This window comes from Streptomyces sp. NPDC031210 (assembly GCF_055570395.1).
Genome location: NZ_JBVIHH010000001.1, coordinates 16,519 through 30,522, shown reverse-complemented (window position 1 = coordinate 30,522; position 14,004 = coordinate 16,519). Strand labels below are relative to the sequence as shown.

General features: G+C 73.9%; 11 protein-coding genes. 6 read left to right on the top strand and 5 right to left on the bottom strand.

Translation table 11 applies throughout. From position 1 onward, the window contains the following. Positions 1-198: 198 nt before the first annotated feature. Entirely contained in the window at positions 199-2,037 is a 1,839-nt protein-coding gene (locus ACZ45Z_RS00135) for a hypothetical protein (protein WP_468353790.1), read from the bottom strand. A gap of 160 nt (positions 2,038-2,197) precedes the next feature. Here ACZ45Z_RS00135 and ACZ45Z_RS00130 point away from each other — a divergent pair, with 160 nt between their 5' ends. Then, on the top strand, positions 2,198-2,629 hold the full coding sequence (locus ACZ45Z_RS00130) for a MarR family winged helix-turn-helix transcriptional regulator (RefSeq protein WP_468353788.1): 432 nt from the start codon (positions 2,198-2,200) through the stop codon (positions 2,627-2,629). A 246-nt stretch (positions 2,630-2,875) separates the two neighbouring features. Here ACZ45Z_RS00130 and ACZ45Z_RS00125 read toward each other — a convergent pair whose 3' ends face one another. Beyond that, complete coding sequence (locus ACZ45Z_RS00125; RefSeq protein ID WP_468353786.1) at positions 2,876-4,330, bottom strand: amidase; 1,455 nt, start codon at positions 4,328-4,330, stop codon at positions 2,876-2,878. Between the two features lie 357 nt (positions 4,331-4,687). Next, positions 4,688-6,532, bottom strand: a complete 1,845-nt coding sequence (gene ggt, locus ACZ45Z_RS00120; RefSeq protein WP_468353784.1) for a gamma-glutamyltransferase — start codon at positions 6,530-6,532, stop codon at positions 4,688-4,690. 263 nt (positions 6,533-6,795) lie between these two features. On the opposite strand from ggt, the gene ACZ45Z_RS00115 reads away from it, so the two are divergent. Together ACZ45Z_RS00115 and ACZ45Z_RS00110 are read left to right on the top strand one after the other, a co-directional pair. Then, complete coding sequence (locus tag ACZ45Z_RS00115) at positions 6,796-7,536, top strand: hypothetical protein (protein ID WP_468353782.1); 741 nt, start codon at positions 6,796-6,798, stop codon at positions 7,534-7,536. Between the two features lie 114 nt (positions 7,537-7,650). Next, on the top strand, positions 7,651-8,487 hold the full coding sequence (locus ACZ45Z_RS00110) for an alpha/beta fold hydrolase (protein ID WP_468353780.1): 837 nt from the start codon (positions 7,651-7,653) through the stop codon (positions 8,485-8,487). Between the two features lie 333 nt (positions 8,488-8,820). Here the strand turns inward: ACZ45Z_RS00110 and ACZ45Z_RS00105 are convergent, their stop codons facing one another. Beyond that, on the bottom strand, positions 8,821-9,558 hold the full coding sequence (locus ACZ45Z_RS00105; RefSeq protein ID WP_468353778.1) for an SDR family NAD(P)-dependent oxidoreductase: 738 nt from the start codon (positions 9,556-9,558) through the stop codon (positions 8,821-8,823). Positions 9,559-9,926: 368 nt separating this feature from the next. Here ACZ45Z_RS00105 and ligD point away from each other — a divergent pair, with 368 nt between their 5' ends. Continuing rightward, positions 9,927-10,904 (top strand): non-homologous end-joining DNA ligase, encoded by a 978-nt coding sequence (ligD, locus tag ACZ45Z_RS00100; protein ID WP_468353776.1) that lies wholly within the window; start codon positions 9,927-9,929, stop codon positions 10,902-10,904. 211 nt (positions 10,905-11,115) lie between these two features. Here the strand turns inward: ligD and ACZ45Z_RS00095 are convergent, their stop codons facing one another. Beyond that, complete coding sequence (locus ACZ45Z_RS00095; RefSeq protein WP_468353774.1) at positions 11,116-12,054, bottom strand: hypothetical protein; 939 nt, start codon at positions 12,052-12,054, stop codon at positions 11,116-11,118. A gap of 211 nt (positions 12,055-12,265) precedes the next feature. Here ACZ45Z_RS00095 and ACZ45Z_RS00090 point away from each other — a divergent pair, with 211 nt between their 5' ends. Next, complete coding sequence (locus ACZ45Z_RS00090; RefSeq protein WP_468353772.1) at positions 12,266-13,375, top strand: glutathione S-transferase family protein; 1,110 nt, start codon at positions 12,266-12,268, stop codon at positions 13,373-13,375. Between the two features lie 150 nt (positions 13,376-13,525). Continuing rightward, on the top strand, positions 13,526-13,825 hold the full coding sequence (locus ACZ45Z_RS00085; RefSeq protein ID WP_468353770.1) for a hypothetical protein: 300 nt from the start codon (positions 13,526-13,528) through the stop codon (positions 13,823-13,825). The last annotated feature ends 179 nt before the right edge of the window (positions 13,826-14,004 follow it).

Sequence of the window (14,004 nt, the reverse complement as noted above, 5' to 3'; positions counted from 1 at the left end):
GCCGGCCCGCGGTCGGTGCGCGGATCCACGCCTGTCTACGCGTGTGGAGGCGACCGTAAGCCCCGTCACGCACCGTGGCAAGACCATCTCTCACGCGGCGCGTCCGCGGCCGTGGGGGCGCCGCCGCAGGCACGCCGTGGCGGGCGCGCCCGGCGGCCCGTACGGGGCGCGCCCCCGCCGATCCGCGGCGGGCCGGCTTCAGGAGCGGATGTCGTAGCCGGCGGCGCGCAGGGCGTGCGCAATGTCGCTGTGCCGGTGGGGCGAGACGGTGCGGGCCGCTTCCAGGAGCAGGGGCGCGAGCGGCGCCGGGGCGACGGCGGCCGTCGCGGCCGACTCCTGCGGTGTGCGGGCCCGTACGAGGGCGGCGAGCAGTTCCACGGCCTGGGCGTCACGGCCGCCGTCCAGCAGGGCGAGGGTGGCGTGCGCGACCTCCTCGACGGGGCGCGAGACGCCCTGCCGGAGCAGGGCGGTGCTGTCGTGCGGACGGCCCGCGCCGGCCAGCGCGTCGGCGGCCGCGGCCAGCCCGGCGGGCGGCAGGCAGGCCACTTCCCAGAGCAGGGTGGGCACGTCGGAGTCGAGTCCCGCCTGCTCCAACGCATCGAGAAGCAGAGGCAGTTCGGCAGCGGGGCGGCTCGCGGCCGCGCACAGTTCGGCGTGCGCCGCGCCGCCGTCGCCGGCCGCGCGCAGGTAGGCCAGGCGCGACACGGCGTCGGCGGCGGCTCGACGGGCCGCGGTGTCGTCGGCGGGGGCGGGGGCGGCGCCCGGGGCCTGCCCTGCGGCATGCGCCGCGGTCGCGGAGGCGTCGGCCGGGTCGTCGTACGCCCCGGCGAAACGGGCGCCGCGCGGGGAGCGGCCGGAACCGGCGCGGTCGCCGCCGGGTGCGCCCTGGGACGCCGCGTCCGGGAAGGTCTCCGGCCCGACATCCGGCAGCAGCGGCACCGTTCCCACCGCCGCGTCGTCGTCCGACAGCTCCAGCCCCGCGAACCGCGCGCCGCGCGGACGGGGCGCCCGTTTGGCTTTCGCCGGCTTGGTCTTCTTGGCTTTGGGCGGGGACTGGGGCTGGGGCTGGGGTTCGGGCGGGCGGTCTGCGTGGGGGGCCGGGGACCGGTCCGTGTGCGGTGCCGGAGGCTGGACCGTGTGGGGCTGTGGGCGGCCGTCCAGGTGCGGTGCCGGAGGCCGGTCCGTGTGGGGTGGTGGGCGGCGGTCCGCCGGCGGCTCGGGCGGGCGGTCCGCCAGTGGCCCGGGCGGCTGGTCGGGATGGGGTGTGAGCAGGTGGTCCACTGAGGGCTCGGAGCGGCGGTCCGACAGGGGCCCGGCCAGGTGGTCGGCATGCGGCTCGGGCGGACGGGCGGTTTGCGGCTCGGACCAGCGGTCCGCCAGTGGCCCCGGCAGGCGGTCCGTATGGGGTGTGGGCGAACGGTCCACTGGCGGCTCAGGACGGCGGTCCGCTTGCGTCCCGGCCAGGTGGTCGGCATGCGGTGCGGGCGAGCGGGCGGTTTGCGGCTCGGACCGGCCGTCCTCCAGTGGCCCCGGGCGGGCGAGGGCCTCCAGGCGGGAGCGCAGTTCCTCGACGCGGGCGGCCGCGCGGGCGTGGTCGTCCTCGGCCCAGGCCAGTTCCCGGCCCAGGTGGTCCGCCTCCGGGGTGCCCGCCGCGGCCCAGGCGGCGCCCTGGAGTTCGCGGACGCGCAGCGCCGCGTTCCGCTGCTCGCGGCGCATGACGTCCAGCCGCTCGCGGAGCGCGGGCCGGCCGCCCGGCCCCGCGTCGTGATGCGCGACCGCGCAGGCGTGCAGCCGCCGGGCGCGCGTGCGTATGTCGCGTACGGCGTCCTGCCCGCGCAGCGTCGTGAGGTCGTACAGCAGCGACTCCACCACGTCCCACGGCGGCACGTCGCGCCCGTCCAGGCAGGCGCGCAGCCCGTCGGGATCGCGGTGCGCGAAGACCCCGTACCACCCGGCCGCCGGGTCGAGCAGTCCCGCGAGGCCGGTCAGGAAGCGTGCGAACTCCTCCACCGGACGGAGGAGTTGCGTATCCGGCATGCCGTCACCTTCCCGGGGCCGGACTTCTCCGGCCGCCCGCCCCCACTCGACACCAGTCATGTTTCCGGGACGATGACGGCCGTGCTACGGGAGCTTTTCGGGACGCGCACATCGCAGGCTAACTTGCAAGTTTTCCTGTGGAAATCCTAGGCTTGGCGGCATGTCCGACACAGACCGGGAACCCCTGGCGGCGGATCTGGCCGCGACCGCGGCACAGTTGGCACGCCGGCTCCGCGCCCACTCCCCGCCGGGTGGTCTCACCCCGGCCCAGCGCTCGGTCCTCTCCCGTATCGACGCCGACGGGCCCGCCACCACGGCGGCGCTGGCCCGGGCCGAACTGGTCCGCCCGCAGTCCATGCGGATCACCCTCGCGGCGCTGGAGGAGAGCGGCATCCTGGCCCGCGGCCCGCATCCGACCGACGGTCGCCAGGTCGTCTTCTCCCTCACCGAGGACGGCCGCCGCACACTGGACGCCGTACGGCGGGACGGGCACGACTGGCTCACCGTGGCCCTCGCCGAGGGGCTGACGGCCGAGGAACAGCGGACCGTGGCCGCGGCGACCGCACTCCTGAGGCGACTGCTCCGGCAATGAGCGGGCACGGGGTGCGGCGATGAGGAGGCGCGCCGTACGGGGATGACGGGCGCGTTGGGCGGGATGACAGGCGGGATGATGGGCGCGTTGGGCGGCACCACACTGCCCGGACGCGGCCTCGTGTGCGGTGCCCCGCGCGGACCGGGGACCCGGCCTCGTTGTGCGGCACGCGCGGAGTTGTACGACACTGCCCGGCCCGGACGCGGCCTCGCCCACGGCCCACGCACCCCCGGCGGGACGGGCTGGTCAGGCCGGGCGCCGCTCGTGCCAGCGCAGTTCGTCCTCCAGTTGGGCGGCCAGGGAGATCAGCAGCGGCTCGGCGTGGGAAGGGCCGAGGAGTTGGGCGCCCAGCGGCAGGCCGTCCGTGGTGAAACCGGCGGGTACGTTCACCCCCGGCCAGCCGAGAACGTTCCACGGCCAGGCGTACGGGCAGGCCGCGATCATGGCCTGGTCGGTGCGCCAGCCGCTGAGCTTGGCCAGGGTTCCGATGCGGGGCGGCGGGGTGGCGGTGGTCGGTGTCAGCAGCACGTCGTACTGGCCGAACAGTGCGCCGATCCGCCGGTGTTGGCGCTTTTCGACGGCGCGGGCCCGGCGGAGTACGGGTCCGCCCAGCAGCCGGCCCAGGCGCGCCGCGGCCCGGGTTCGGCGGTCCAGCAGGGCGCGGTCGGGGACGCGGGCGGCCCACTGGCCCAATCCGGCCGTGGCGCGGGGCACGAAGGCCAGACCGATCAGGCCGTAGTCCGGCTCCGCCTCCTCGACGAAGTGGCCGAGGCGGGCGAGCGTGCGGGCGAGGTCGGTGACGGCCGCCCGCACCTCGGGGTGCAGGGGTTTGGGGGTGCCGGTGAAGGCGGGCTTCCAGGACAGGGCGATGCGCAGCCGACCCGGATCGCGGCCGACCGCCTCGCGGGCCGCGATCGGACGCGGCCGGTGCAGGTCGCCGTCGTGGTTGCCGCTCGCGGCGTCCAGCAGCAGCGCCGCGTCCTCGACGGTGCGGGCGAGCGGGCCGATCCCGGTGATGCCGTGGAAGGCTTCGGGGTCCGGCCAGGTGGAGATACGGCCGCGCTGGGGTTTGATACCGACGAGGTGGGACCAGGCGGCGGGGATGCGGACGGAGCCGGCGCCGTCGGTGCCGAGCGCGGCCGGGACGAGCCCGGCGGCGACCGCGGCGGCCGAGCCGCCTGAGGAGCCGCCCGGGGTGTGGGCGAGGTTCCACGGGTTGCGGGTCTCGCCGAAAGCCGGTCCCTCGGTGAAAGGCCACTGCCCCAGTTCGCAGGCGTTGGTCTTGCCGACGATGACGGCGCCCGCCGCGCGCAACCGCCGGACGACCTCGGCGTCCCGGGCCTTGGGCGGGAACTCCCCCGCGCAGCCGAAGGCGGTCGGCTCGCCCGCCACGTCGGTGTCGTCCTTGACGGCGACCGGCACACCGAGCAGCGGCAGCCGCTCCCCGGCGGCGAGCCGGCGGTCGGCTTCCACGGCTTCCGCCAGTGCCGCCTCGGCCCGTACCCGCCGGAAGGCGTTGACGGTGTCCTGGGTGGCCTCGATGCGCTCCAGCGACCGCCGCACCAGCATGGCCGAGCTGACCTGCCCCTCGGCCAGGGCCCGCGCCTGCTCGGCGAGCCCCTCGCATTCCCCGGCGCTGTCCCGGGCGGGGCCGGCCGGAACGGGTCCGGTCTTGCTGTCACGGCTTTCGTCAACGCTCACGGTCAAGCCCTCCCTGGGACCGTCCCTTTTCGAACGAACGGTCCCCGGAGGCTAATGGCCGGGGCGGGGGCCAGCAATGACACCCACGGCGCGGCACCGCGACGACACACGGACGGCATAGGGACAGGATACGGAGGGGAGGCGGGCGGGAGGCGGACGACGGCATGGGGCCGGGGCGCCCGTTGACGGCACGGGCCCGGCGCGCACGGGGCGCGGGCGGCAGGCGACGGCCGCGGAGGGGGCCCGGCTGCCCGGGGCCGCCCGGAACGGGGGCTCTGGGCGGCGCCGGGTGTCGTGGGGCGTGGCCCGTGGGCCGTGGGGCGTGGCCCGTGGGCCGTCGGTGGTGCGCCATCGGGGTCACGACGGGTTGACCACCCTCGCCGAGCCGCCGCCGCGGCGAACCTTCTCGGCGGCCGCGCGCCAGCGGCCGTCCGGCAGCCGCTGGACGCCGGTGGCCGCGCCGATCTCCGGGTTCTGTTTGAAGACGTGGCCCAACGCTTCGAGTTGGCCGCGCAGCCGGCTGTCCCAGAGGCCCGGTTCGAGTTCGGTGGCCGCCGCGTTGCGCTGGCTGGCGCGCGGCGCGGCGATGGCGTCGACCAGCGGCATCCCCCGGTCCAGATGGTTGACGAGGGTCTGCAGCACGGTGGTGATGATCGTCGAGCCGCCGGGCGAGCCGAGCGCGACCACCGGCCGTCCGTCGCGCAGCACGATCGTCGGGGACATCGACGAGCGCGGCCGCTTCGCGGGGCCCGGCAGGTTCGGGTCGTGGACGGAGGGGGAGGCGGGTGCGAAGGAGAAGTCGGTGAGTTCGTTGTTGAGCAGGAAGCCGCGGCCGGGCACGACAATTCCGCTGCCGCCGGTCTGCTCGATGGTCAGGGTGTAGGCGACGACGTTGCCCCACTTGTCGGCGACGGTCAGATGGGTGGTGTTCTCCCCCTCGTACGTCGTCGGGGCGGCCTTGCCGGCCGTGTCGCAGCCCTTGGGGTCGCGGGGGTCGCCGGGCGCGAGCGGGCTGGTCAGCACCGCGTCGTCCTTGATCAGGCATTCCCGGGAGTCGGCGAACGCCTGCGAGGTGAGGCCCTTGGTCGGTACGTCCTCGTGGGCCGGGTCGCCGACCCAGCGGCCGCGATCGGCGAAGGCGATCCGGCTGGCCTCGATGTAGCGGTGCAGATACCGCTTCTCGCTCAGCCGCGAAACGTCGCTCTTCTCCAGGATGTTGAGCGCCTCGGCGACGCTCGTGCCACCGGACGAGGAGGGGGCCATGCCGTAGACGTCCAGCCCGCGGTAGGCGGTGCGGGTCGGTGCCTGGCTGAGGGCTTCGTAGGTCCGCAGGTCGTCGGCGGTCAGGTCGCCGGGCCGGACGGTGCGGTGGGCGCCGGAGCGGACCGGGGGTTTCCGGACGGTGCGGACGATGTCCTCGCCCAGCTTTCCGTCGTAGAGCGCCCCGATGCCCTTCGTCGCCAACTCGCCGTAGGTGCGGGCCAGATCGGTGTTCCGGAGGGTCGTGCCGACCACCGGGAGCTTGCCCCCGGGCAGGAAGAGGCGGGCGCTCGCCGGGAAGTCGCGGAAGCGCGCCTCGTTGTCCGCGGTTTGCCGGCGGAAGGTGGGGTCGACGGTGAAGCCGTGCCGGGCGAGCTTCTGGGCGGGGCGCAGCACTTGGCTCAGGGACCGGCTGCCCCACTTGTCCAGTGCGGTGTCCCAGGTGGCGGGTGTGCCGGGCGTGCCGACGCTCAGGCCGCTGGTGACGGCCTGGTCGAACGAGATGGGCTTGCCGTTCTCCAGGAAGAGGTCCTTGCCGGCCGACCGGGGTGCGGTCTCCCGGCCGTCGAGGGTCCGCACGGTCCGTGACCTGGCGTCGTAGTAGACGAGGTAGCCGCCGCCACCGATGCCCGCGGAATACGGCTCGGTGACGCCTAGGGCGGCGGCGGTGGCGACCGCCGCGTCCACGGCGTTGCCCCCCTTCCTCAGCACCTCGATGCCGGCGGCCGAGGCGTCCGCGTCGACGCTGGCGACCGCGCCTCCGGAGCCCGTGGCGACCGGCGTCTTGACGGGCGGTGTCTTGGCGGGCGCGGCGGCGGGACCGGACTGTTCCGTGGGGCCGGGCCGCGGTGGCGCGGAGTGCGCGGCGGCCGGGACCGCCACCAAGGAGCCCGCCAGCGCGGCGGCCGCTGCCAGGACGGTGAGACGTCGGGCTTTCGACATACCGGGATGTCCTCCAAGGGCTTGCGCGGCGGCACGGCAGGGGCCGGAGCCTACTCGTGAGAACACCGCCGCGACAGATCGCGTTGCATGGGCCTACCGTGCGCGCCCGTACGGAACCAGACGGCTCGTCACAGACGGCTCGTCACGGAAACACCCCGGCCCCGGACCTACCCCGGCCGGAACCACCCCGGCCCGGACGCACCCCGGCCCGGACGCACCCCGCCCTCGAACACACACCCGGACAGCCGCTACGCTCCCCCGCCATGGACGACACCCCGCTGCTCCTGACCGTGGCCGCCGCCGCCCTCCTGGTGGGCCTCGCGGCGGGCTGGGCCGTGCGCGCGGCCGCCGGCCGCCGGAAGTTGACGCGCGAACAGCTCTTCTTCGGGCTGCCGGAAGGCTCCGAATGCGTGCTGGTCACCCACCGGGACAGCGGCTCGGCCCACTGGAGCATCCCGCGCCACGACGCGCTGGCGCTGCTGGGACTGGCCGCGGTGGTCGAGAACTGCGGGGCGCACCCCGAGGTCGCCCCGCATGACACGGGTCTTCAGGGCTTCGGCGCGCGCACCGAGTTCTGCGTCGGCGACCCGACCGCGCACCGCCGGCTGGCGGCCCATATCGCCAACCTGCTGCCGGGCGTCGCGGTCCACCCGGGCGACGAGTCCGGCGCGGGACGCGGCACGTTCACGATCGGCGGCACGGCGTACCGGATGGAGCCGGGCGCGGTCGAATACGTCCTGCTGGCCCGTTTGACGGCCGGCGAGGGCGACCGGCCGGTGTTCCTGGCGGCCGGTCAGCGCCCGGTCACCCACCGCGCCGCCGTACGCCATCTCGTCCGCAACCGCGCCCGGCTGGCCCGTAAGCACGGCGGCGAGGGGCAGTTCTGCCTGCTGCTGAAGGTCGTCAACTCGCAGGCGTACGGCCCGGATGTGGTCGAGCTGGTCGCCGACGTCACCAAGGCGGCGACCGCGCCGGCGGAGACCAAGGGGCACCGGGCGGCCTGAGCCACGCCCGGTGACGGCCCGCGGAGTCGCGGTCCCCGGGGTGGCGTTCACCGTCCGCCCGGGCGTCTCTCTCTACGGTGGGGACACCACGTCCTTCGAAGCGGGGAGCGCGCGATGAGCGACGCGACGAACACCGGTAGCCGGCCGTCGGCCGCCGGTTACGCCGAGGTCAACGGCCTGGCGATGTACTACGAGGTGCACGGCGGCCCGGCCGTGCCGGGCGGCTGGAACACCGGGCCGGACGCCGTCCGACCGCTCGTCCTGTTGCACGGCGGCCTGCTGTCCATCGACCAGAACTTCGCGGCCCTCCTGCCGGGTCTCGCCGCGCGCCGGCCGGTGATCGCCACCGAGCTCCAGGCGCACGGCCGCACCGCCGACACCGGCCGCGAGATGACCCTCGCCCGGCTCGCCGGCGACGTCCTCGCGCTGCTCGACCACCTCGACGTGGCGCGGGCGGACTTCTTCGGCTTCAGCCTCGGCGGCCTGGTCTCCCTCCAGGCGGCGATCAGCGCCCCGGACCGGGTCGGCCGTCTCGTGCTCGCCTCCACCCATTTCCGGTCCGACGGCTATCACCCGGAGATCCAGAACCCGTCGCTGCCCGACACCGCCGGGCGTCTGCCGACCGAGCGGGACTTCCGCGAGATGGAGGAGAGGTACGCCAGGCTGGCCCCCGATCCCCGGCACTTCCCGGAGGCGTTGCGCAAGACCGCCGCGATGGTGGACGCGTTCCAGGGGTGGCCCGACGCGGCGCTGCGCGGCGTCACCGCGCCCACCCTCGTCGTGATCGGGGACAACGACTTCGTGCGGCCGGAACACGCGCTGGAGATGTCCCGCCTGCTGCCGGACGCGCGGCTCACGGTGCTCCCGGACACCACCCACATGGGGCTGATCCGGCGCGCTGACCTGCTGCTTCCGTTGCTCGAAGGATTCCTGCCGCCCGTCGGCGGGTGACCGCGGTCACTCGTTTCGCCGGATCGACATTCGATGGTTTATCGTTCAATTGGAAGCGGATGCCGTCCGCGCCGGCGTGCCCGGGACCTCTCGTCCCCGGGGTGCCACAGCCGCCCCGGCGGCCGCGCGGCAGCCTCCTGGCGAGGCCGCCGGCACCGGCGCCCGCACCCCCCAGCCGCCCCGGCCGAATTCCCCCGTTCGGCCGGGGCTTCCCTTTTTCCGCCGCCGTGGCGCCGCCTCCTCGGCCTCGCACGTCCGATCCGATGCTCCCGGCCCGAATGCCGCCGGGTCGTCACCAGCCGCGCGTGTCGTCACCAGCCGCGAGTCGGCGGCTCACCGGAGGTGCGACGCCCCGTTGACGTCGAGGACCGTGCCGGACGACCAGACCGCCTCCGGTGACGCCAGGTAGTGCACGGCGGCCGCCACGTCCTGCGGCGTCCCCACCCGGCCGAACGGGCTCTGCTCGCGGACGCCGTCCGTGATCCGGTCGGCGACCCGTTCGGTCGCGACGAATCCCGGGGCGACGGAGGCGACGGCGATGCCGTACGGCGCCAGGTGCACCGCCAGCGACTGGCCCATGGCGTGCAGCGCGGCCTTGGACGCGCCGTACGCGGGGTGGTCGGGCTCGCCGCGGAAGGCACCCCGCGAGCCGATGTTCACGATCCGGCCCTCGACCTCACGGTCGATCATGTTCCGCGCCGCGCGGTAGCTCACGTGGGCCGCCCCCAGGAGGTTGACGTCCACGATCTGCCGCCAGGCGTCCTGCCACTCCTGGAACGACGTGCGGTCCAGCGGGTGCGCGACGTTGGCCGCGGCGTTGTTGACCAGGACATCGATACCGCCGAGCCCCTCCACCGCCGCGTCGACGAGCGCGGCCGCGCCGTCCGGGGTGCTCACGTCGCCGTGCACCAGGACGTGCCCGCCGCCTTCCAGGGCCGCGAAGGCGTCCTCGGCCGCTTCGCGGCGTGAGGCGTAGTGCAGAGCGACCCGGTCCCCGTGCGCGGCGAACCGCTCGGCGACCGCCCGGCCGATCCCCCGCGAGGCGCCCGTCACCAGCACCGCCCGGCTCACGGCCCGGCCCCCGGCCCACCGAACGCGCAGTCTCGCTTCCTCAACAGATCCTCACCCTCAAGCCAGTCGCAAGCCGGTCGCAAGCCTTCGTGCTCCGTCACGCCTGTCGGTGCGGGGCCTGCCGGGTCGTGCCCGGCACGCCCCGCCGGGCGCCTCGCCAGGCGCCCCGCCATCCTCGGCGGTGACCCGGAGATGATCGTAAGGAGTTGCGGGGAGCCTGGCGATCACCACTCCCCCAAGGCCCTGCGCGCATTCCCCCTCCGCACCGCGCTCGCCCTCCGCGGGTCGGGCGCCCTGCGCGGGTAGGGCACACTCTGCGGGTCGGGCGCCGATCTGCGGACGCCCGCCCGTCGCCCGATCATCGGAGTATGGGCCCGACCGCCGAGCGCGGCTTCGCCGCGTATCCCGTGATCCGGCCGATGCTGGCCACCATCGGTCCGCTGCCGCCCGAGCCCGAGCAGGCGGCCTGGGCCTTCGAGGCCAAGTGGGACGGGGCCCGCTGCGTCGTCAACACGCCGGGCAACGGAACGATCCAGCTCATCACCCGGGCCGGCAACGACGCGACCCTGACCTACCCCGAGCTCGCTCCTCTGGGGGAGCAGTTGCGCGGCCGACCCGCCGTGCTCGACGGCGAGGTGGTCGTCCTCGACGCGCGGGGGCGCCCCGACTTCGGGCTGCTCCAGCGCCGGATGGGCGTCGTCAATCCGCGCCGGACGGCCCGGCTCGCCATGGACTGCCCGGTGCATCTCGTGCTCTTCGACCTCATGTATCTGGGCGGTTCGCTGCTCGACGCGCCGTACACCGAACGCCGCGCCGCGCTGTCGAGACTGCGCCTGCGCGGCCAGAACTGGTCGGTCCCCGCGTACGTCGAGGGGCAGGGCCGGCAGGCGTGGGAGGCGTCGCTGCGCGGCGGGCTGGAAGGGGTGGTGGCGAAGCGGCTGGCGTCGGTCTACACGCCGGGCGTCCGCTCACCCGACTGGCGCAAGACGAAACATGTGGTGCCCCTCGACGTGGTCATCGGGGGCTGGCTGGAGGGGCACGGCGTCCTCGCCGGTCTGCCCGGCGGCCTGCTGGTCGGGGTGGAGGAACCGATGGGGCTGCGGTGGGTCGGCTCCGTCGGGTCGGGCCTGTCCGACCGGGAGCGGCATGACCTCGCGCAGTACCTGGGCGTGCTCGCCCGGCCGCGCTCCCCGTTCGTCAATGCCGTGGACACCCCCGGTGCGCATCCGCACTGGGTCGAGCCGCGGCTCGTCGCCGAGATCACGATGTCGGGCTGGACGGCCGCGGGCCGGCTGCGGCATCCGATCTGGCACAGGTTGCGCCCCGATCTGACCCGCCTCGGGTGAGATCCGGGACGCGCATCGGGGCGTACGGGTCACGAAGCGGGAGGGTACGGGTGCATGAAGCGCGAGGTACAGGTCCGCGAGGCGCGGGTGCACGAACCGCGCGGCGCGGGTGCACGAACCGGGCCGCGCCGTGCCGCGGTTGCTCACCGTTCGGCGTGGTTCTCGCCGGCCGCGAGGCAGGGACGGCTGCCCCTCGGCCGTGGTGCGGCGGTTACGAGCGGCAGAAGGCGGCCGCGGCGATCGATCCGCCGTCGTTCTCGTCATCCGTGCCCACGATTCCCCGGCGGGAGTGCGGCAGGCAGGCCAACGCCTCGATCTTGTGCCCGGGGAACGTGCCCAGCTTGCGCGGCGCGGCGGACGCCGTCAGGCGGATTCCGTGGTCGCGGCCGATTCGGTGATCGCGGCCGACGGATATCCGCCCCGCGTCGTAGAGCGCGGAGTCGAACGGACCGTCATCGCCGGGGTCGGAGGCGGAGGACACGGTCAGCGCGCCGGAGGCGGAAATCTTCACGTCGGAGATGTGCCGGACGTCCCGCGTGGGATAGGGCACGCGGAATTCCGCGGAATGCGGCTTTCCGAAGGTGTTGGTACGCGGATCCCAGCGCGCCGCCGACAGTTTTCCGGGCCGGTCGTCCTGTCCGCGGTCCGCCCAGACCGCGACGATTTCCCCCTGCCTGGCGGAAAGCGCGAATCCCTCATAGTTGTCGCCCTCGGAAAGACCGGGCAGACGGGACGCGTGCAGCACGCGGACGGTGTCTTCCTCGCGTCGTATGCGGTAGGCCGTGCCGTCACTGGAGAGGGCTATGTATTCGTGGTCGCCGCCCGGTACGGCGTCTATCGCCTCCAGGTCCACGGGCTGTTCCCCGGCCCAGGTCACCGGGCGTACCCGCGGCTTGTCGTCCGGGCTGTACCGGACGGCCACCAGCCGGTTCTCGCCGGGCTTCTTGTTGTCGCGGACGGCGAGGGCGTCGACCGTGCCGCCCTTCGCGCCGTCGATGGCCAGTCCGCTGATGCCCGCGGTGATCCCGTCGCCCACGCGCTGCCAGTCGTCTGCCGTGATTCCGGATGCCGGAATTGCCGATTGGGCCGTGGCGGTCGGCGCGATCAGCGCGGCGCCGGCAAAAGCCACGGCGAATACTTTCTTGATCATCGGGCGATTGTAGGGCGACCTCCCGGGTTACCGGCCGGTGGCGGTTATCGGCTCCGTAAATAATCCCGGCAGCCCTCGGGGACCAAACCGTTCCCGCCGCTCCGACGCCGTCGCCGCGGGAATGGTGGAATATCCGACCTCGTCCGGGAAGGATCGAAGTGCGCACGACCGGGCACCCGCACAGGGGCCCCGCACACGGAAGGAGTCGGTGATGACGCACACCCACCCCACCGGCCGCGACACCGACAGCGACAGCGACAGCGCGACGCACGGCAACGACAACGACCGCGACGACGGCGGCCGGGGGCGCGGCACGGACGGCAACGCCGCCTACGGCCGGAAGCCCTTCAAACGGTCCAAGAGCCATTTCGCGGACCGGATCACGGCCGACGGCCGCGACGGCTGGCCCGTCGAGGCCGGCCGCTACCGGCTGGTGGCGAGCCGCGCCTGCCCCTGGGCGAGCCGGGCGGTCATCTCCCGCCGGCTGCTCGGCCTGGAGGGCGCGCTCTCGCTCGCGCTCGCCGACCCTCTCCAGGACGACCGGAGCTGGCGCTTCACCCTGGACCCCGGCGGCCGCGATCCCGTACTGGGCATCCGCTTTCTGAGCGAGGCGTACGACGCGCGCGAGAAGGACTATCCCGGCGGCGTCAGCGTGCCGGCGATCGTCGACGTGCCCAGCGGGAAACTCGTCACCAATGACTACCAGCGGATCACGCTGGACCTCGCCACCGAATGGACGGCGCTGCACCGGCCGGGCGCGCCCGACCTGTATCCGGAGCCGCTGCGCGCGGAGATCGACGAGGTGATGGCGGATGTTTACCGGGAGGTGAACAACGGGGTGTACCGGGCCGGTTTCGCCACGCGGCAGAGCGAGTACGACGAAGCCTACCGGGATGTTTTCCGACGCCTGGAGCTGCTGTCGGACCGGCTGGCCGACCGCCGCTATCTGGTGGGTGAGACCCTCACCGAGGCCGATATCCGGCTGTTCACCACGCTGGTGCGCTTCGACGCCGTCTATCACGGCCACTTCAAATGCAACCGCTTCAAACTGTCCGAGGACCCGGTGCTCTGGGCGTACGCCAGGGACCTTTTCCAGACGCCCGGATTCGGCGACACGGTCGACTTCCACCACATCAAACAGCATTACTACCGGGTGCACACGAGCATCAATCCCACCGGGATCGTCCCCCTCGGCCCGGACCTTTCCGGCTGGCTGACACCGCACCACCGCGAGGAGTTGGGCGGCAGGCCGTTCGGGGACGGCACCGCGCCGGGCCCCGTCCCACCGGCCGAGGAAGTCCCGCCCTCGGGACGCCCCTGACACGGTTGCCCGCCCCATGGCCGGTCGCTCTTCCGCGAGTTACCCGCGAAGCGATGTCGTGAGACCCTGAAAACGGTGCGACCGGAGCTTGCCGCGAGCGCGCCGAGCGCCCGGGCTCCGTCCGCCGAGGACGTATGAGGAGTGAGCCCGATGAGGATGCTTCTGAGAGCTCGAATTCCGACCGACGTGGGAAACGCGGCGATCCGCAGCGGCGACCTGCCCAAGATCATGGAGGCGGCCACCGCCGCCCTCCAGCCGGAGGCGGCCTACTTCACCGTCGACCGGGGTTCGCGTACCGCTTTCTACGTCTTCGATATGCAGGACGCGTCACAGATGCCGCCGCTGCTCGAATCGTTCTTCATGGAACTGAGCGCCGAAATCTCGATCCAGCCGGTGATGAACGCGGAGGATCTGCGCCAGGGCCTGGGAGAGCTGATGAGCGGCACCTGATCCTTTCCGCCTGCCCGGCCCTGCCACCCCTCGGAGGTGCGACCCGGCAAGGGGTGGCATTGCCTTGCCAGAAAGCGATTTCTGGTGTCAGAGACGTTCGTGTGGCGCCGCGACTCGGGCAGTTTTCCCGCAAAAGCGAAGGATCTGCGTCAGGTGCCGAGGGCACTTGCCCGCTGCGG